Genomic DNA, 18,689 nt, shown 5'->3' with positions numbered 1-18,689 from the left:
TTCTGTCCATAGCCGATCGCGGCTGCGGCGGCGTGCGGGCAGCGATACGGGGCGACGGATGGTTCGCACCGCCGCCCCCGGGACCGGCTATCTCCAGGCCTCGTTCGAAACGCCGCCGGCCGCCTTCAAGAGCGACATGGCGGCCGCGTTGAAGCTGAAACCCGTCTCGTCGCTCACGCCGGCAAGGGCAGCGGGCCGCCGGCATTGATTTCCGCCGAGCGGGCGATCCGGAGCGCCAGCGGATCGGCGAAGCGGCGGGCGACCACCTGCAGGCCGATCGGCAGGCCCGAGGCGGTCCGTCCGACCGGCACCGAGACGCCGGTCCATTCGAGATAATTGACGAAGCGGGTGAGGCCGCCGGGTGCGCCCGCCTCGTCGACCTCGGAGATCGGAACCGCCGGCACCGGCGTGGTCGGCAGGATCAGCGCGTCGATGCCCTCGAGCGCGGCATTGGCGGCGATGATCCGTTCGGACCGGCGCTCCAGGCCGGCGAACAGGGTTGGGCCGGACAGGCCGGCGCCGCCGCGCAGGCGCTTGGCGACCGGCGCGCCGAGCGGCGAGGGTTCGGCATCGGCGAGCGCGCCGTAGCGGCAATAACCCTCGACCATCATCAGCTCGCCGCAGGCGGCGGTATAGGTGGCGAGCGTTTCCGGCAGCATCAGGCGCACGACCCGCGCACCGGCCTGTTCCAGCGCGCGGGCGGCGGTCTCGATTGTCGCCGCCACCTCGACATCGACGGCCATGTCGTGGTCGAGGCTGACCAGGCCAATGGTCAGGCCCTTCACGCCGGCCTCCAGGCCGGAGACGAGGTCGAGCCCCGGCGCGCCCGAGGTCGAGGCATCGGCCGGATCCGAGCCGAGCATGACCTGGCCCATGACGGCGGCGTCGCGCACGGTGCGGGTGATCGGCCCGATCGTGTCGAAGGCGAGCGCCAGCGGCACCACGCCGGAACGGCTGACCAGGCCATAGGAGGTCTTGTAGCCGACCGCGCCGCACCAGGCGGCGGGCAGCCGCACCGAGCCGCCGGTATCGGTGCCGAAGGCGAGCGGCACCATGCCGGCGCCAACCGCGACGCCCGAGCCCGACGACGAGCCGCCGGGAACCCGTGGCACCGTGAAGTCGTGCGGATTGACCGGCGTGCCGGCGATGACATTGGTGCCCCAGCCGCCAAAGGCATATTCGACCGTGTTGGTCTTGCCGATGACGACGGCGCCGGCGGCGCGCAGCCGGGCAACCACGAAGGCGTCGTAAGCCGCGGCCGGCAAATGGTCGCGGGTGACCGAGCCGGCGCGGGTCTTCTGGCCGCCGACATCGATGATGTCCTTGACCGCCACCGGCACGCCATGCAGCGGGCCGCGGCGATGGCCCTTGGCCTGGAGCTGGTCGAGCAGCGCCGCCTCGGCGCGCGCCTCGTCGGCGAGCACGGTGTTGAAGGCCTTCAGCCGCTCGTTGTCGCGGCCGATCCGGACCAGCGCCTGGTCGACCACGGCGGCGGCCGTCGTCCGGCCGTCGGTTATGGCGGCGGCGGTCGCGACCGCGCCGAGCGCGGGCAGGGAGGCCGGATCGGTCATCGGACAGTCTCCAGAGGGGCCGGGTCGAGGCGGGTGGCGACAAGATCGGCAAGGGCCAGCGAGGCGGTCAAGCCCGGACTTTCGATGCCGAGAAGATTGACCAGGCCGGCGACGCCATGGACCTCCGGCCCGTCGACGCGGAAGTCCGGCAAGGCCATGCCGGGGCCATGCAGTTTCGGCCGCATGCCGGCATAGTCGGGCTGCAGCGCATCGTCGGCGAGGCCGGGCCAATAGGCGCGGATGGCTGAATAAAAGCTTGCGGCGCGGCCTGCGTCGACGATCAGGTCGTTTTCGTCCTCGACCCATTGGACGTCCGGGCCGAAGCGGCAGCGGCCCTGCAGGTCGACGGTGGCGTGGACGCCAAGGCCGGCGCTGTCGGGCATCGGATAGACCAGGTGCTTGAACGGCTGGCGGCCGGTCAGCGCGAAATAATTGCCCTTGGCGTACCATTGGCGTGGCACCTGGTCCGCCGGGAAACCTTGCAGGGCCTTCAGGAATTTCGGCGCGAAATGACCGCCGGCATTGACCACGTTTCTTGCCGTGATCTCGGCCGGCTCGGCGCCGCCGGTGGCGAGCACGATGCCGCCGGGCCCGATCTCGGCCGACAGGACCGGGGTTTCGAAGGCCACCATGCCGCCGGCGGCTTCGAGATCGCCCTGCAGTGCCAGCATCAGGCCGTGGCTGTCGATGATGCCCGTGGTCGCCGACAGGAAGGCCTTGACGCAGGCCACTTCCGGTTCGAGCGCACGAACCTCGGCCGGTGTCTTCCAGGCAAGCCCGGTGACGCCATTGGCATGGGCCTGGTCCCAGATCGCCTGCAGCTTCGGCAATTGCGTGTCGTCGGTCGCCACCATCAGCTTGCCGCACCTGACCGCCTCGACACCGCGGGCCGCCGCGTAGCGATAAAGCAGCTCCTTGCCGCGCAGGCAGGCGGCCGCCTTGATCGAGCCGGTGGGATAATAAAGTGCCGCGTGGATCACCTCGCTGTTGCGCGAGGAGGTGGCGGTGCCAATGGCATCCGCCGCCTCGATCACCAGGGTCTCCCGGCCGGCCAGCGCCAGGCGGCGGGCGGCGGCGAGGCCAACCACGCCCGCGCCGATGACCACGGTATCGATGGAATAGGCTGTCATGGGCTTTCAGGCACTCGTCCGGGTCAACCTGCCCTTCTTAAAGAGGCGGGACGCAAGCGGGAAGAGTGTGGTGCGGGAAGCTGGTGGGCGGTGGCGGTGGGCGAGTCCTGCGCCCGGTCGATCCAGCGTCGGTCGCCGCAAGGACAAGTCTCGTGATGGCTGAGCTTGTCCCATGTCACCCAAATTCCTTTGTCTCACAAATGGGGTGCAGTCCAGTCCACGTACCCAATTCCCTATTTTCAGTGTCTCACTTCAGGGGTCCACTCCAGGCTGGACGGGGCAAGGCCCCTCAGAAAGCCCACCAACGCCGTGTTGACGGCGTCGGGCCGCTCCTGCTGGATCCAATGGCCGCAGCCGGGCAGGACGATCGTCTCGGTGAGCCTGGGCACCAGACGTGGCATGGCGGAGATGATCTCGCGCATGCCGGGAATGCTCAAGCCGGTGTCGCGTTCGCCGACCATGTAGAGCGCCGGGACGGTGACGGCGAGGCCGCTGAGGCTCCGCTGCAGGTCCCAGTTCCGGTCCATGTTTCGATAGAGGTTGAGGCCGCCGCGAAAGCCGCTGGCGGTGAAGGCCTCGGTCAGCACATCCAGGTCGGCCTCGGTCAGCCAGGCGGGCAGGGCGGCGGGGTCCGGCAGGGAAGCGAGCAGGCCGCGCTCGCGCGAGACCATGCCGAACGGATTGGGCGTGCCGTCCTTTTCCCCGCGTGGCCCCGCGTCGCCTGATGCGGCAAAGACAATCTTGCGCAGCGCCATGCGGATATCGCGCTCGAACTCGCCTTCGGCCGCGCCGGGCGGCTGGAAGTAGAGGGTATAGAACTGCGCGTCGTCGGTCTGCGGAAACAGCTTTCCCGGAGCCATCGGCGGCGATGGCATCATCGGGACGCCGAAGGCCGCGACCGCGTGAAAGCGGTCAGGGCGCATCAGGGCCAAATGCCAGGCGAGCGTCGCGCCCCAGTCATTGCCGACGATGACCGCGGTTCTCGCATCCAGGGCATCGAGCAGGCTGACCATGTCGCCGACCAGATGGAACAGGGTGTAGCGGTCGATCTCGGTCGGCCCAGCCGTCTTGCCAAAGCCGCGCAGATCGGGCGCGACGGCGCGGAAGCCGGCTTCGGCCAGGGCTGGAAGCTGATGTCGCCACGAATATGATGTCTCGGGAAAGCCGTGACAGAGCAGCACGAGAGGGCCCTCGCCCTGCGCGGCAATGTGCATCCGCAGGCCGTTGGCCTCGACCATCAGGTGGCTCAGCTCGTTCATGGTGTCTCCGATCCAGCGGCGGTTGCCGCCTCGGGTCGATCATTGCAATTCCGCAACTAGATATGTTACGCAATGCGCCGAAGTCAATCATCCGCAACTGATCAAGTTGCGGAAATGTGCCGCCGGCCTGTTCCGGGGAAAGCCGCTCGATGAGGAAGGACAATCGCCTGTCCCGCATGCTGCATGTGCTGATCCACATGCAGTTGCGCGGCGGCAGCACGACATCCGAGACATTGGCGCTGATGCTGAACACCAATCCGGTGGTGGTGCGGCGGGTGATGGCGGGCCTGCGCCAGCACGGCTATGTCAGATCGGAAGGCGGCCACCACGGCGGCTGGACGCTCGCCTGCGAACTCTCGAGCCTGACGGTTCTGGACGTTCACCGGGCGCTGGGCGCGCCGGAGGTCCTGGCCGTCGGGCTGGCGGCCGATCATCCCGCCTGTCCGGTGGAGCGCGCCGTCACCCTCACGCTCGGCACGGCATTGCGCGCAACCGAACTGGCATTGCTCGACCGGTTGGGGCACCTGACCGTGGCGGATATCGCGGCGGAACTGGTCGTGTGAAACCGTGCGAAAGCGGCAGGCGGCGCCAGCCGGACGCGCCGGTTCGTCCGAACCTCAGTCGCTGATCAATTGGACAAAGGTCGTCGCGATCAGGCCCCAGAGCCCGATGCTGACCAGCAGCGCGATGCGCCAGGTTCCAGCCGGTCGCTCGAAAGCAACCGCGCGGTCGATCGGAACCTGCATCCTTCGGTCGTACATGGTCGCCCGTCAGTGGCGCTAGCGATGCGACAAATGCTAATACACGTTTAGGCTTTGTCCATAGGGTCAGCAACAAATCGTTACGATTGCTGTGGACAGGCGCCCGCCGATCAACGCCAGCGCCGGTGCAGCCAGAGCCATTGCTCGGGATGTTCGCGCACCCAGGCCTCGACGACATCGGTCATCACCTGCATCGAGGCCTTGACGTCGATGCGGCCCTCGGCGTCGCGCGGCAGCACGATCTCTTCCGTCGCCTCCAGCCGGAAGCGGTTGTTGGGCAGGCGGATGACCCGGGCGCCGTGGACCGGGCAGTCGAACTCGCGGGCGAGCTTGGCGGCCGTCGGGTTGGCCTTGGCCGGGCGGCCGAAAAAGGTCACGTCGACGCCGCGCGCGAGATGCTGGTCGATCAGCATGCCGATATGGTTGTCGCGCTCGAGCTCGCGGGCGAGCTGCAGCACGCCGGCGCCGCCGGAGGCGACCATCTTGCCCATGGTGCGGCCGCGGATCTTCTGGATGGCGCGCGCCACGAAACGGTTGTTGGGCATGCGGTAGAGCGCGGTCATGTCGAGGCCGTGGGCGGCGGCGGCGACCGCCGGCATTTCCCAATTGCCGAGATGGGCGGCGAAAAAGATCGCCGGCTTGCCGTCGTCGCGCAGCGCCTCGTAGAGCGGCACGTCGTCGGTGACGACGCGGCCCTCATTGGGGCGGGTCGGGTCGAAATCCCAGAGGTCGTCCATGCAGGCATATTCGCAGGCCGTGCGGCCGAGATTGTCCCAGACGCCACGCAGGATGGCCTGGATCTCGGCCTCCGACTTCTCCGGGAAGGCCGCCTTCAGGTTGGCGTGGCCGATGCGGTTGGCCTTGATGAAGCGGCCGATACGCTGCGCGACGAAGCCGCCGAGGTCGCTCGCCCGGTCGGGGCCAAGCGAGCGCACCAGCTTCAGGCCGGCGAGCACGATCATGCCGACCACCCAGTCGAGCGGCAGCATGGCCCAGGGGATGTTGTGGCGAAGCCAGCGGACCAAGTGCGCGGCCGCCTTAGATCTTCACGAGGATCTTGCCGAAGACCTTGCGGCTTTCCAGGCGGTCGAGCGCTTCCTTGAAACGCTCCATCGGCAGTTCCGTGTCGATGACCGGCGTGACGCCGTCGGCAATGCGCTTCATACCGTCGGCAATGGCGCGGATCGGCGCGCCGAAGGAGCCGAGGATCTTGTATTGCTGCTGGAACAGCTGCATCAGGTTCATCTGCACCGTGGCGCCCGAGGTGGCGCCGCAGGTGGCGAGCCGGCCGCCGCGCTTCATGCTGAGCAGCGAGCCGTTCCAGGTGTCGGCGCCGGTATGTTCGAACACCACGTCGACGCCCTTCTTCTTGGTGATCTTGCGGACCACGCCCTCGAACCGCTCGGTGCGGTAGTTGATCACGTGGTCGGCGCCGATGGCTCTCGCCTTCTCGCCCTTCTCGTCGTCGCCGACTGTCGTGATGACGGTGCAGCCGAGCGCCTTGGCGACCTTGATCGCCACCGTGCCTATCCCTGAGCCGCCGGCCTGGACCAGCACGGTCTCGCCGGGCTGAAGCTTGCAATTGTCGAACAGCATGTGCTCGACGGTGGAAAAGGTGATCGCCGCGGTGGCGGCATCGGTGAGCGACACGCCCGCCGGCACCGGCACGACAAGGCGTTCCTCCATGGTGACGAATTCGCAGGCGAAGCCGTCAATGTGGAAACCCATGACGCCGCCGACATTTTCGCAGAGATTGTCGCGGCCGGACCGGCAATAGACGCAGGTGCCGCAGGTCTTGGCGCCGAACATCACCACCGGGTCGCCCTTTTTGAAGCGGGTGACGCCGTCACCGACCGCGTCGATCGTGCCGGAGGCCTCGGCGCCGGCGACCAGCGGCATCTTGCGCTTGGCAAAGGCCATGCCGCGGAAGCCCCAGACGTCGATATGGTTCAGCGCGACCGCTGCGATCTTGATCCGGACCTCGCCGGCGGCGGGCGCCGGCGCATCCTCGATGTCCTCGAGGCGAAGGTCGCGGTCACCATGGAGGCGGAGCGCGCGCATCAGGTTCTCCTTGAATCCTATTGGCTTTCGAGAGCGCAGCGCGCTCGCTGAAAACGAGTGGCGCTGCCTAAAGGGCGGGGCGGGCGGCGTCAACTCGCAAGGGCTTGTGCGCAATTCCCTTCAAGGTCGGTGCTTGTCATGCGGGACAACCCAACTTTATGGATATTGAGCGAGGCCACAAAGGGTTGATGACCGGCTGCTGCTCCTCTATAGCAGGCCCGAATGCTAAAACGATGCCCCTCGCGGGCAACCGCCAGCTATTGTCTCGCACCATGTTCGCCGGATGGCGGCCCGCACGGAGACCCCTGATAATGTCGTCCACCTTCGAAGCCGTCTCGAAGATCATCTCGGAAACCTGCGATATCCCACTGGAGAAGATCACGCCGGAGAGCCACGCGATCGACGACCTGGGCATTGATTCGCTCGATTTCCTCGACATCGCCTTCGCCATCGACAAGGCGTTCGGGATCAAGCTGCCGCTGGAGAAGTGGACGCAGGAAGTCAACGAGGGCAAGGCCAAGACCGAGGACTATTTCGTGCTCGGGGCGCTCTGCTCGAAAATCGACGAGCTGGTCGCCGCCAAAAGCGCCTGATCTCGCAGGGCGGGGAGATCCGCGTCCCATGCGGCTTGAATATTTCCAGATGATCACGCGCGTCGTGTCTTTCGACGCGCAAGCGAAGACGCTGACGGCCGCGGCCGACGTCCCGGCGGAAAGCCCCGTGTTCGAGGGCCATTTCCCCGGTTTTCCGCTGTTGCCGGGCGTTCTGATGATCGAAGCCATGGCCCAGACGTCGGGCTGGCTGATTCTCGGGCTGAACAAGCTGACGGCCATGCCGTTCCTGGTCGGGACCACCGCGGCCAAGATGCGCGATTTCGTGCCGCCTTCGACAGCGCTCGAGGTCACCGCCCATCTGATCGGCGACGGCTCCGGTTATGCGGTGACCAAGGCGTTCATTACCCGCCAGGGCAAAAAAGTCGCGGAAGCCGAGATCAAGTTCGCGGTCAAAACCTTTCCCGATCCAAAATTCGCCCAGATGATCCGCGAGTGGGGCGAACGCCTGGAATTTCCGTTCGAGAAACTCGAAGCGGCCTGACGACGATGCGATAATAGGAGTGCTTGATGTCGATTGCCCCGGAACGCGAGGCCTGGATCACCGGGATCGGCCTTGTCACGGCGCTCGGCGAGGGGCTCGACGCGCATTGGGCGGCTCTTGGCGGCGGCCAGGATGACTGGCTGAAGCTCGATTCGACGGCTCATGCGCCCTATCATGTGCATCCGGCCGCCGCCATCGACGTGGTCAAGCAGATCCCCGATCGCGGCGATCGGCGCCAGATGGAAGCCTGGCAGCGGCTCGGCACCTATGCCGCGGGCCTGGCGCTCGACGATGCCGGCCTGAAGGACAACAAGGACCTTCTGTCGACCATGCACATGGTGGTCGCCGCCGGCGGCGGCGAGCGTGACTATGCGGTCGACGGGCAGGTGCTGAGCGGGCTCGAGACCTCGAACACGCCAGGGCCGTTCCTCAACGAACGGCTGATGAACGACCTCAGGCCAACCCTGTTCCTGGCCCAGCTGTCGAACCTGTTGGCCGGCAATATTTCGATCGTCCACGGCGTGGTCGGCTCGTCGCGCACCTTCATGGGCGAAGAAATGGCCGGCGTCGACGCGGTCCGCGTGGCGCTGGCCCGCTGCCATGCCGATCAGGGCGACCTGTTCCTGGTCGGCGGCGCCTATTCCGCCGAGCGGCCCGATACGATCCTGCATTTCGAGCTCGGCCACATGAACTGGACCAAGCCCTGGGCGCCGGTCTGGGCGCGCCAGAAGGACGGCGGCGGCACGATCCTCGGCTCGGTTGGAGCCTTCCTGGTGATCGAGGCGCGCGACCATGCCGAAAAGCGCGGCGCCAAGCCGATCGCCAGGCTGACCTCGGTGACCTCCGACCGCACCGCGCGCAAGGATGGCCAGGCCGAACATTCGCTCGCCGTCCAGTGGAACGCCATCTCGCCGCAGCTGATCCCCGGCGCCACCGTGGTGGTCTCGGGCGCGACCGGCGTCGCCGGGCCGGTCCGGATCGAGCGCGACCTGCTGGATCAAAGGCGGGTGCCGACCCGGGCGACCGGCTCGGTCATCGGCCACAGCGTCGAGGCGACCTTCCCGGCCAATATCGCGCTGGCCGCGATGATGGTGGCGCGCGGCGCGGCGGTGCCGCCGGTCGGCGGTTCGACCGATGAAGCGGCGATGACCCGCAAGGTGAAACAGGCGGTCGTGACCTCGGTCGGCCATTGGCGCGGCGAGGGTCTCGGCCTGGTCGAAGCGATCTGACGGAGGCTGACATGGCTGGCGCGATGAAGGACAGGCAGGGACGGCCGGTGGTGGTCGTCACCGGCATGGGCGTGGTCACCTCGCTCGGCCAGGGCAAGGAAGACAACTGGGCCAAGCTGACCGCCGGCCAGTCCGGCATCCATGCGCTGACCCGCTTTCCGGTGGATGGCCTGCGCACGACGATCGGCGGCACGGTCGATTTCGTGCCCTTCGACAACGCGCCCGACCTGACCACCAAGATGGCGGCGCTGGCCGCCGACGAGGCGATCGCCGAATCGAAGATCGGCGCCGAGGGCGAATTCCCCGGTCCCTTGTTCCTCGGCATGCCGCCGGTGGAAATGGAATGGCCGCAGCGCCAGGAGCTGGCGCGCGCCTCCGGCCGGCACGAAGGCATCACCTATACCGATCTCTTGAAGGGCGCCGCGTCGCAGGACTTTTCGCGCATGCAGACGCGCTTCCTGTTCGGTTCGGTCGGCGACCAGCTGGCCGACCGGTTCGGCACCAAGGGCGCGCCGATCTCGATCTCGACGGCCTGCGCGACCGGCGCCACCGCCATCCAGCTGGCGGTCGAGGCGATCCGCCGCGGCGAGACCGAGGCGGCGCTGGTGATCGGCGCCGACGGCTCGGCCAACCAGGAATCGCTGGTGCGCTTCTCGCTCCTGTCGGCCCTGTCGACACGCAACGAAAAGCCGGAGGCGGCGGCCCGACCGTTCTCCAAGGATCGCGACGGCTTCGTCATGGCGGAAGGGGCGGGCGCCCTGGTGCTCGAATCCTACGAACATGCCAAGGCGCGCGGCGCCACGATCCTGGGGGTCGTCGAAGGCTGCGGCGAGATGGCCGATTCGTTCCATCGCACCCGTTCGAGCCCGGACGGCGCGCCGATCATCGGCTGCATCCGCAATGCACTCGAGGATGCCGGCGTGACCGCGGCGGACGTGCAATATGTCAATGCCCACGGCACCTCGACGCCCGAGAACGACAAGATGGAATATGTCGGGCTGGCCGCGGTGTTCGGCGACCACCTGAAGTCGATCGCGGTGTCGTCGAACAAGTCGATGATCGGCCATACCCTGTCGGCCGCCGGCGCGATCGAGGCGGTGTTCACCCTGATGACCATCGCGCGCGGCGTGATTCCGCCGACCATCAACCATGGCGAGGCCGATCCGACGATCGCCATGGATGTGGTGCCGAATGTCGCGCGCAAGGCCGAGGTCAGCCGCGCCATCTCCAACTCCTTCGGTTTCGGCGGCCAGAACGTTTGCCTGGTGCTTGCCAAGGAACCGGCCTGATGGGTCGCGTCCTGGTCACCGGCGGCGCCAAAGGCATGGGGGCCGCCATCGTCCGGGCCCTGGCCGGGGCCGGCCATGATGTCACCTTCACGGTGCGCTCGTCGGGCGCCGCCGCCGAGGCGCTGGTCGCCGAGGTCAAGGCCAGCCATCCCGGACGCGACATCGTCGCCAGGGCGCTCGATCTCGCCGACAAGGACGCGGTCGAGGCTTTCGTCGGCGAGCTCGAACAGGGCGAGACCTATTACGGCCTCGTCCACAATGCCGGCCAGCCCTACGACCAGCTCGCCGCCGTCATGGACCAGGCCAAGGCGGAAGCGGTGATGCAGATCAATTTCTTCGCCTTCACCCGGCTGGTGTCGGCGCTGATCCGGCCGATGATGCGGGCACGCACAGGCCGCATCGTCGCCATCGGTTCGGTGACGGCGGAGCGGTCCAACCAGGGCAATGCCGCCTATGGCGCGTCGAAGGCAGCACTTGCCGCCTATTGCCGGACGCTGGCGATCGAGAGCGCCAAGCGCGGGGTTGCGGTCAATATTGTCGCGCCCGGCTTCGTCGACACCGACATGATGGCCAAATATGCCGACTACCGCGACAAGATGGAAAGCCAGATCCCGGCCGGGCGCTTCGCCAGGCCGGAGGAAATCGGCGGGCTGGTCGCTTATCTCCTGTCGCCCCTGGCGGGTTATCTGACCGGCGCGACGCTGACCATGGATGGCGGCCTGACCGCCTCGATGGGGCTGTCGCGCTGACAGGCGCTGAGCCGGATTGGAATCAATGACTCGGCCGACGCCCTCCTTCGTCTCGCGCGCCGCCTGCTGGTTCCGGGCGACCTTCGACGACCCCAGCCGTGCAGCTTTCCTGTTCGCGCCCTTGCTGGGCTTTCTGCCGCTGCCGCTCGGCAGCCTGGCAACCGTCTGGTTCTTCACCGGCGCGGCCTATGTCTCGGTGCTCTGGCTGACCGGCCGGATCGGCTGGGTCTGGCCACCGTCGACGGCCTTCGGCTGCATCGCCTGTCTGGCCTATTTCGGCGTCGAGCTGTTGTCGCCGCTGCTGTTCCCGAACCGGCTCGCCGGCTTGCTCGATGTCGGGACCACCCTGCATTTCCTGGTCTTCACGGTGCTGGTCGGCGCACTGATCCAGTCGCCGCGTATCGACGTCTTCGACCTGTTCCTGCATGGGATCAGGGCCGGCGCCATCTCGGCGCTGATCTATTCGGCCAGCGAGGTGTTCGTTTTCGGCCGCTGGCGCGCCACCGCCGGCATGGGCAATGCCATCCCCTTCGGTGATGTGGCGATCCTGGCGGCCGGCCTGTCGCTCATCGGCTTCACCAGGCTGCCGCGGCCGCACAAGCTGTTTGCCCTGGTCGCGATGGGCGCGGGCTTTGGCGCCTGTCTCTTGTCGCAGACCCGCGGGGCGCTGCTCGCCCTGCCGCTGATCGTGCTGGCTCTGGGGATCTATCTCTGGCCGACGATCCGCCGGCGGACGGCCATGGCGGTGCTGGTGCTGAGCGTGGTCGGCGTCACCGTCGGCGGCCTCGGCATCATTGCCAATGTGCCGAGCCGGCTGGCCGCCCTGAAGTCTTCGCTGGAGACCGGCCAGGCGCTCAACAGTCACGACGAGAGCACGGCGCATCGCGCCATCCTCTGGACCTATGGCGCCGAGGCTTTCCTGGCGCGCCCGGTCTTCGGTTACGGCAGCCAGAACGCGGTCGGCGAAGTGCGCCGCCGGGCCGCCCGGGATGGTTTCGACGTGCCGCCCTATCGCCACCTGCACAATGAATTCATCACCACCGCTGTCGGCCGGGGACTGGTCGGCCTGGCCGCGCTGCTGCTGCTGCTGGCGGCGCCGATCATCGTGGCGATCGGCTCGGTGCGCGACGACCGTTACCGCGACCGCGTCGCCTTCGCCATCATGCTGTCGGGCGGCTATGCCATTTTCGGCATGACCAACCTGATCTTCAGCCACGACCAGATGAACACGGTGTTCGTCTCGGCTTTCCTGGTCCTGCTGGTCGGCGTGCATCAGGCGGCGACCGGCCACACGACATTCGCGCGGCCGTCCTTCGCCGCGCCGAAACGATGATCGCCTGACGGCGCGGCCGGCCCGCGATATTGACCATTTTATCGAAAGATTCTGGCGCTTCCGGCGCATTGCCGCTAGGTCCTGGCCGGGTCGGGCCATGTCCAGGAGGGTTGGGGTACCATGTCGGATCAAGTGCGGATCGTTCCGGTGATCCTGTCGGGCGGCGCGGGGACGCGGCTCTGGCCCTCCTCGCGCGAGGCTTATCCGAAGCAGTTCCTGCCGCTGCTCGGTGATCGCTCGACCTTCGAGGACACGCTGGCGCGGGTCGCCGACCCCAAGGTGTTCACCGACCCGGTTGTCGTGACCGGCGAGGATTTCCGCTTCCTGGTGGCCGATCAGCTGGCGCGCGCCGGCGTCACCGGCCGCATTCTTCTCGAGCCGATGCGCCGCGATTCCGGCCCGGCGATCGCGGTCGCGGCCGAGCTCATCCGCGCCAGCGACCCGAACGCGGTCATGCTGGTGCTTGCCGCCGATCACCTGGTCACCGACAGCGCCGCCTTCGCCGCGACCGCGCGCGCCGGCCTCGACGCGGCGCAAGCCGGGGCGCTGGTCACCTTCGGCATCAAGCCGAACCAGCCGGCCACCGGCTACGGTTATATCCGGCCGGGCGACATGATGGACGGACGGGTGCGCATGGTCGCGGCCTTCGTCGAAAAGCCGGATGCCGAGACGGCTGAAAAGTTCCTCGCCGACGGCTATCTCTGGAACTCCGGCAATTTCCTGTTCCGTGCCGATGTGTTCCTGGGCGAGCTGCAGCGCTACGAGCCGGAGATCGCCGATGTGGCGGCCAAGGTTGCCGCGGCGACCAGGGTCGATCACGCCGGCGGCATCAGTTTCGAGCGTATCGATCGCGAGATCTTCGCGACCTCGCCGGCGAAATCCGTCGACTATGCGGTGATGGAGCGCACCGACCGGGCCGCGGTGATCGAGGCCGATTATGCCTGGTCGGACCTCGGCTCATGGAACGCCTTGTGGGAAATGTCGCCGAAGGACGCCGACGGCAACGCCGCGCGCGGTGCCGTGTCGCTGACCGATACGCGCAATTCCTTCGTCGCGAGCGAGGACATCCACACCGCCGTGATCGGCCTCGACGATGTCGCCGTGATCACCACCAAGGATGCCGTTCTGGTCGCCCGCCGTGGCGTGGCGAACGAATTGAAGGCGCTGGTCGGTGCCTTGCGCGCCGACGATGCGACCCGCCGGCTGGCCGACGAGCACACCCGCGTCCTCAGGCCCTGGGGCTCCTATGAGGGCATCGATCGCGGTGCCCGCTTCCAGGTCAAGCGCATCGTGGTGAAACCCGGTGCGCGGCTGTCGTTGCAGAAACATTTCCACCGCTCCGAGCACTGGATCGTCGTCAGCGGCACCGCCACCGTCGAGGTCGACGGCGCAGCCAAAATCCTGCGCGAGAACGAGAGCACCTATATCCCGCTCGGCGCCTGGCACCGGCTGTCCAACGAAGGCAGGATCGACCTCGAGCTGATCGAGGTGCAGTCGGGCAGCTATCTCGGCGAAGACGATATCGTCCGCTCCGAGGACGACTATAAGCGCGTCTGACCCTGCGGGCGGATGGCGAGCGCCGTCCGTCCAAGACCCTCGGCCGTCGGCTCGACCGGAGCCCAGCCGGCGGTGAGCAGAGCGGCATTGGATGCCACCAGGTCGCGGCCGAGCTGATCGTAAAGCCCGGGAGCGCCGAGGCGTATCAGCCGGCGCTCGAGCTGGAACGGCAAGCTCAGGATGCCGGGCGCCCGGCCGAGCGCTTTTCGCATGGCGGCGAGCATCGCGGGCAGCGTCAACGGCGCTCCATCGGTGACATGGAACAGCTGTCCCGGCGCTTTCGGCGCGGCCAGGGCAAAACCCACGGCCGAGGCCAGGTTGCGGTCCGAGACGAGTGACCGGCGGCCGGCAAGCCCGCCGACCGGCAAGGGCAGGGCCAACCGCGCCAGCCACGCCAGCCGGGCCATATTGGCCTTGGCGCCGGCGCCATGGACCACGGCCGGGCGCAGCACCACCGCGGCAGGAAAGGCCTCGCGCGTCAGGCGCTCGCCGGCAAGCTTGGAACGGCCATAGGCGTCGGTCGGCCGGGGCTCGTCGGTTTCGACCAGCGCCGTGTCGGCGGCGGGGCCGGCGATCGCGCGGATCGACGAGATCAGCACGACATGCCGGATGCCGGCGGCAGTCGCAGCGCGGGCGAGATCGCCGGCGGCTTGCGCATTGATGCGCATCATCCGGTCTTCGCCGGTTCCGGGCAACTGATGGGCAAGGCCGGCGGCATGGACCACCGCATCGAGCCCTTCGAGATGCGGCCGCCAGTCGACGGGATTGTCGAGATCGGGCAGGGCCCATGGCGTGATGCCGGGCCGTGCCGATATCATCCGGGGGTCGCGGGCACCGGCACGCAGCTGATGGCCCTGGCTTGCCAGAAATTCCGCTATGGCGGCGCCGACGAAACCGCTGGCGCCGGTGACCAGGACCCTCACGGGCCGGTTCCGGTGGACGGCGCCTTGCGCCGGATCCAGCCGGTGATCGGCAGCACGACCCAGCCAAGGCCAACCACCAGGCAGCCAGCCTGCACCACCGGATGCGGGGCGGCGAGAGTGACCAGCGCCAGCACGGCGGTGGCGGAAGCGACCAGCGCGACCGTCGCCGCGACCCGGCGCACCGGCAGGCCGCTGTCGACGGCGCGCTGATAGCCGTGGTCGCGATGCGGTTCGGCGACGTTCCGGCCGCGCCGCAGCCGGTCGGCGAGCGTGATCGTCGCATCCGCCACCGGATAGAGCACGATCAGCAGGCCGGCGGCCAGGGCGCCCTCGGCGCTGAGATGGATGGCCAGCCAGCCGATGACGAGGCCGAGCGGCAGGCTGCCGGCATCGCCAAGGAAGATACGCGCAGGATGGCGGTTCCACAGCCAGAAGCCGGCGACCGCGCCGAAGCCGGTGGCCGCGGTCAGGCCGGTGGTCGCGCTGGCCAGCGACAGGGCGCCGGCGATGGCCGCGGCGGCCAGCGCCGGAGCCGCATGGGCCGCGCTGATCTCGTCGATACCGTCGATGAAATTGACGATATTGACCATGGCCAGCAGGGCGAGGGCCATGACCGCGCGCTCGGCCCAGAACAGGCTCTCGACCGGCACGAGGCGCAGGCTCGCCGGCAGGCCGGCGACCGCGACGACGCAGCAGAGCGCCTGCAGGCCGAGCTTGAGGCGCCAGCGCAGCGGCCTGATATCGTCGGCAAAACCGAGCGCCGTCAGCCCGAGGACGGCGAACGCGAGGCAGGCCACGTCACGGGCCGGCCGCGTGCCATAGGCGATCAGAATGATCACCAGCGCGGCTGCCACCATGGCCAGGCCGGCGCCTTGCGGCACGGGCTGGCGATGCGACGAGCGGCCATTGGGCCTGGCAAGCGCCAGGCGCGTCAGCAGCGGCCGCGACAGGGCGATCAGCACCCAGGTCGAGATGGCGGCGACAAGCGCGGCATAGGCTGAAAACATCGGGAGATCGAAGGTGAAGATGGTGAGGACCCCTTCAGTGGCACCTTGCGCGAACCCCCTTCGACTAGCCGCGCCGGCGTGCGGCCGCAAGGCCCTCGCCGGTGCGGCCCCGGTCTTGCGCTCGGGACAGCGCCGCCTGCCGTTGTCCGGCGCCCGCAGGACTAACGCAGGCGCTTGATCCGCCGGCCAACGGCGCGCAGGCTGGCGGTCAGGCGCCAGGAGGTGCTGGTCCGCATCGCAGCCAGTTGTGCGCTCGCTTCGGCGTATCGCGCCCGCAGATCGTCGTGCGGCTCCCTGGCCGCGGCCAAGGCCGCCGCTAGCACATCGCGTTCGCCGGTAACGGTGGCGATGCGTGCTTCGGCTGCGTCCATGCCCTGGCGCGAGGCTTCGACCAGGCCTTGCAAGCCATAGAAATCACGGGCCGTTCGCCGCTGCGCATGCTGTCGGAATCGGTCGCCTTCGGCGGGCGACCTGACGATCCGTGCGTGACGGGCGATTTCGTCGTGGCGCTGAGCGGGTGTCCAGTCTTTGCGCAGGGAGGCCGGAAAATGGATCGACGTGACCGTACCGAAGCGGGTGCCGGCCGTGATGTCCGGTCGCGCCAGGAATTTCCGCCACATGAACAGATCGGTGGCAAGGCTTGATGGCGCCGGAGACCAGCCGACGGGAAGCCGGCGGTAGGCCTCGAGCCGGTAGCCGGTGACGGTCGGCCCGAAAATATTGAAAGGCGTGGTTCGCATCCGGTGCTGGATGGCGGGATCGGCGAGGTCGGCCACGAGCACTTGGGCGCCGCTGCCGGGCGTCACCGAAACGTGGGGCAGGTTGCCGAACTCGAAATCGGCGAGAAGGCGCTCGATCTCCTGGAGATGATCGGGAAACCAGAGGTCGTCATCCGGAATCTGGCAGACCAGCCGGCCGGCGGCCTGCCGGAGCGCGAGATCGCGATAGGCTTCGCCATGTCTCTCGCCTTTCGGGTGTTCGAAGACACGGATGCGTCGGTCGCCGGCCGCGGCCGTCCTTGCGGCGTCGACCGTCTCCTGTGGCGCGCCGTCGCAGATGATGAACAGCTCGAAATCGCCGCGCGTCTGGGCAAGCACCGAAGCGATGGCGTAGGGCAGCATTTCGGGCGAGCGGGTTATCGGCATGAGGATGGTGAAGACCGGTGTGGTCATGGCGCCCTCCGCGCGTCGATCGCCAGCGTGGCTTCGATCTCGGTGATGCGTTCGACCACGCGCAGCCCCTCGCAAGCCGTGCTCATCGGCGGCGGCCCACCGGCGACAAAAGACAAGAAGGTCTCGATCTCGGCCTGCAGGGGCATTTTCCGGCCAACCTCGATGACGCGCTCGGCCGCGCCGGTCCGGCCTGGCGGCCCGATCCGGGCAAAGACCTTGTCGTCATAGCCGTCGCGCAGCTCGATGGCGCCGTTGCGCCCCACGACGAGGCATCTGCGCTGGTGGCCGGGGCTCGCAATCCCGATGTCCATCGAGACGCTCGGCCCCCGGTCGCCGGCAAGCTGCACGGTGAAACCGAGATCCGGCTCTGCGGGGTGCATCACGGTGGTGCTGCGCAGCGGCGGGATCTCTCCGATCAGATGCTGCGTGATCGACAGGTCGTGGGGCGCCAGGATCCACAACGCGCTGACATCGTCATGGGGATTGCCCCAGCCCCAGCGCTGGGTGCGGATGGCCAGGACCTCGCCGATCGCGCCGGCCGAAATTTCGGCCCGCATGGCCTCGATGCCAGGGTGATAGCGCCACTTGTCCATGACAAACAGCCGATCGCCGGCCGCGGCGGCCAGGCGCCGCGCGCTGGCGAGATCGGCGGTCATCGGCTTCTCGACGAAAATCGGCCGTCCGGTCGGCAGCAGTTGTTCGAGCACCGCCGCATGGGTTGCGGTCGGGGTCGCGACCACATAGCCGTCCATCGGCCCGAGGGCCAGGATATCGCGCTCGGCAGTGCGGGCACCGAGCGCCAGCGCCTGCGCCAGGGTGGCATCGGTCGGCGCGGCGACATGCACCTGCGCGCCGGCGCTCGTCAGGTCGCGCAGGATCAGCCTGCCCCACCGGCCGCAGCCGATCAGCCCGATGCGAAGGGTCACGCTCGAGCCCCGCTTTGCCAGTCGGCGATCATGGCGGAATAAGAGCCGGCGGTCGTGTCACGCTCCGACAGCAGCGGATCGTCGCACGGCCATGGCAAATCGAGTTCGGGCGCATTCCACCGGCAGCCGAGTTCGTCGCTGCCGTCGAAATAGTGGCTGACCGCGTAGAGGGTGATCGCCGGCTCGGCGAAATAGAAGCCGTGGGCGACCCCGACAGGGATCGCCACGACATGCAGGTCCTCGGCCTGCAGGCGCAGCAGCAAGGAGACCCCGAGCGTCGGCGATCGCGGCCGGATGTCGTGCAGGCCGAGGATCATTTCACCGGCCGCCATGGCCAGGTAGTCGGTGTGCCAGCGATGGGTGTGAACGCCGCGCAGAACATTCGCGTTCGAATGCGTCATGTTCCATTGCAGCGGTCGTGGCCCCAGGTCCCATTCGTCGCGGAACAGCTCGGTAAAATCGCCGCGCGTGTCCTTGTGCGTGCGCAGCGACCTGATGCGCACGCCGTCGGGAACAGGCAAGTGTTCCGCCAGAACGGACCGCGCCGTCAAAATCGCATCGATGATCATCGAAATCCTCAGGCCAGGGACCTGCGGGTTAGCGCATCGGCATCATCGGGTCCAGGCC

General features: G+C 68.0%; 19 protein-coding genes. 8 read left to right on the top strand and 11 right to left on the bottom strand.

The window, feature by feature from the left end; translation table 11 throughout:
- Positions 1 to 173: 173 nt before the first annotated feature.
- The 3 genes from E8M01_RS02525 to E8M01_RS02515 form a co-directional block, all read right to left on the bottom strand.
- A complete protein-coding gene (locus E8M01_RS02525) occupies positions 174 to 1,571 on the bottom strand; it encodes an amidase (protein WP_136958670.1) in 1,398 nt (465 codons plus the stop codon).
- Positions 1,568 to 2,701 carry an NAD(P)/FAD-dependent oxidoreductase gene (locus E8M01_RS02520; RefSeq protein WP_136958669.1) on the bottom strand — a complete coding sequence of 378 codons (1,134 nt, stop codon included), beginning with the start codon at positions 2,699 to 2,701 and terminating at the stop codon, positions 1,568 to 1,570. Before E8M01_RS02520 ends, E8M01_RS02525 begins: the two co-directional genes overlap by 4 nt.
- A 239-nt stretch (positions 2,702 to 2,940) precedes the next feature.
- Positions 2,941 to 3,960, bottom strand: coding sequence for an alpha/beta fold hydrolase (locus E8M01_RS02515; protein ID WP_136958668.1), 1,020 nt, complete (start codon positions 3,958 to 3,960; stop codon positions 2,941 to 2,943).
- Between the two features lie 149 nt (positions 3,961 to 4,109).
- Here E8M01_RS02515 and E8M01_RS02510 point away from each other — a divergent pair, with 149 nt between their 5' ends.
- Positions 4,110 to 4,523, top strand: coding sequence for an Rrf2 family transcriptional regulator (locus tag E8M01_RS02510; protein ID WP_136958667.1), 414 nt, complete (start codon positions 4,110 to 4,112; stop codon positions 4,521 to 4,523).
- A gap of 54 nt (positions 4,524 to 4,577) precedes the next feature.
- Here E8M01_RS02510 and E8M01_RS35740 read toward each other — a convergent pair whose 3' ends face one another.
- From E8M01_RS35740 to E8M01_RS02500, 3 genes are all read right to left on the bottom strand, one after another.
- The gene (locus E8M01_RS35740) at positions 4,578 to 4,706 is read right to left on the bottom strand and encodes a hypothetical protein (protein ID WP_281287834.1); all 129 of its coding nucleotides are present in this window, start codon (positions 4,704 to 4,706) and stop codon (positions 4,578 to 4,580) included.
- Positions 4,707 to 4,831: 125 nt separating this feature from the next.
- Positions 4,832 to 5,746, bottom strand: a complete 915-nt coding sequence (locus E8M01_RS02505) for a lipid A biosynthesis lauroyl acyltransferase (protein ID WP_246088573.1) — start codon at positions 5,744 to 5,746, stop codon at positions 4,832 to 4,834.
- 13 nt (positions 5,747 to 5,759) lie between these two features.
- Positions 5,760 to 6,782: a zinc-binding dehydrogenase gene (locus E8M01_RS02500; protein ID WP_136958666.1), complete on the bottom strand. Its 1,023-nt coding sequence runs from the start codon at positions 6,780 to 6,782 to the stop codon at positions 5,760 to 5,762.
- A gap of 311 nt (positions 6,783 to 7,093) precedes the next feature.
- Between E8M01_RS02500 and E8M01_RS02495 the strand changes: the two genes are divergently transcribed.
- The 7 genes from E8M01_RS02495 (at position 7,094) to E8M01_RS02465 (ending at position 14,034) form a co-directional block, all read left to right on the top strand.
- A complete protein-coding gene (locus E8M01_RS02495) occupies positions 7,094 to 7,375 on the top strand; it encodes an acyl carrier protein (protein ID WP_136958665.1) in 282 nt (93 codons plus the stop codon).
- Positions 7,376 to 7,403: 28 nt separating this feature from the next.
- The gene (locus E8M01_RS02490; RefSeq protein ID WP_136958664.1) at positions 7,404 to 7,877 is read left to right on the top strand and encodes a 3-hydroxyacyl-ACP dehydratase FabZ family protein; all 474 of its coding nucleotides are present in this window, start codon (positions 7,404 to 7,406) and stop codon (positions 7,875 to 7,877) included.
- 26 nt (positions 7,878 to 7,903) lie between these two features.
- Positions 7,904 to 9,106, top strand: a complete 1,203-nt coding sequence (locus E8M01_RS02485; RefSeq protein WP_211596693.1) for a beta-ketoacyl-ACP synthase — start codon at positions 7,904 to 7,906, stop codon at positions 9,104 to 9,106.
- 11 nt (positions 9,107 to 9,117) lie between these two features.
- Positions 9,118 to 10,395 carry a beta-ketoacyl-ACP synthase gene (locus E8M01_RS02480; RefSeq protein ID WP_246088572.1) on the top strand — a complete coding sequence of 426 codons (1,278 nt, stop codon included), beginning with the start codon at positions 9,118 to 9,120 and terminating at the stop codon, positions 10,393 to 10,395.
- On the top strand, positions 10,395 to 11,144 hold the full coding sequence (locus E8M01_RS02475; protein WP_136958662.1) for an SDR family NAD(P)-dependent oxidoreductase: 750 nt from the start codon (positions 10,395 to 10,397) through the stop codon (positions 11,142 to 11,144). The genes E8M01_RS02480 and E8M01_RS02475 overlap by 1 nt, the downstream gene beginning before the upstream one ends.
- 25 nt (positions 11,145 to 11,169) lie before the next feature.
- The gene (locus E8M01_RS02470) at positions 11,170 to 12,477 is read left to right on the top strand and encodes an O-antigen ligase family protein (RefSeq protein WP_136958661.1); all 1,308 of its coding nucleotides are present in this window, start codon (positions 11,170 to 11,172) and stop codon (positions 12,475 to 12,477) included.
- A gap of 120 nt (positions 12,478 to 12,597) precedes the next feature.
- Entirely contained in the window at positions 12,598 to 14,034 is a 1,437-nt protein-coding gene (locus E8M01_RS02465; RefSeq protein ID WP_136958660.1) for a mannose-1-phosphate guanylyltransferase/mannose-6-phosphate isomerase, read from the top strand.
- On the opposite strand, the gene E8M01_RS02460 is transcribed toward E8M01_RS02465, so the two are convergent.
- The 5 genes from E8M01_RS02460 to E8M01_RS02440 form a co-directional block, all read right to left on the bottom strand.
- Positions 14,019 to 14,957: an NAD-dependent epimerase/dehydratase family protein gene (locus E8M01_RS02460; protein WP_170181743.1), complete on the bottom strand. Its 939-nt coding sequence runs from the start codon at positions 14,955 to 14,957 to the stop codon at positions 14,019 to 14,021. The genes E8M01_RS02465 and E8M01_RS02460 overlap by 16 nt on opposite strands.
- The gene (locus E8M01_RS02455; RefSeq protein ID WP_136958658.1) at positions 14,954 to 15,964 is read right to left on the bottom strand and encodes an MraY family glycosyltransferase; all 1,011 of its coding nucleotides are present in this window, start codon (positions 15,962 to 15,964) and stop codon (positions 14,954 to 14,956) included. The genes E8M01_RS02460 and E8M01_RS02455 overlap by 4 nt, the downstream gene beginning before the upstream one ends.
- A gap of 161 nt (positions 15,965 to 16,125) precedes the next feature.
- Positions 16,126 to 17,136, bottom strand: a complete 1,011-nt coding sequence (locus tag E8M01_RS02450) for a glycosyltransferase family 2 protein (protein WP_136958657.1) — start codon at positions 17,134 to 17,136, stop codon at positions 16,126 to 16,128.
- The gene (locus tag E8M01_RS02445; RefSeq protein ID WP_170181742.1) at positions 17,133 to 18,062 is read right to left on the bottom strand and encodes a Gfo/Idh/MocA family protein; all 930 of its coding nucleotides are present in this window, start codon (positions 18,060 to 18,062) and stop codon (positions 17,133 to 17,135) included. Before E8M01_RS02445 ends, E8M01_RS02450 begins: the two co-directional genes overlap by 4 nt.
- Positions 18,059 to 18,631: a dTDP-4-dehydrorhamnose 3,5-epimerase family protein gene (locus tag E8M01_RS02440; protein ID WP_136958655.1), complete on the bottom strand. Its 573-nt coding sequence runs from the start codon at positions 18,629 to 18,631 to the stop codon at positions 18,059 to 18,061. Before E8M01_RS02440 ends, E8M01_RS02445 begins: the two co-directional genes overlap by 4 nt.
- Between the last annotated feature and the right edge of the window lie 58 nt (positions 18,632 to 18,689).

It is taken from the genome of Phreatobacter stygius, assembly GCF_005144885.1.
GTDB lineage: Bacteria > Pseudomonadota > Alphaproteobacteria > Rhizobiales > Phreatobacteraceae > Phreatobacter > Phreatobacter stygius.
Note: the sequence above shows the minus strand (reverse complement) of the source record. Positions and strands in the feature narration are given on the sequence as shown.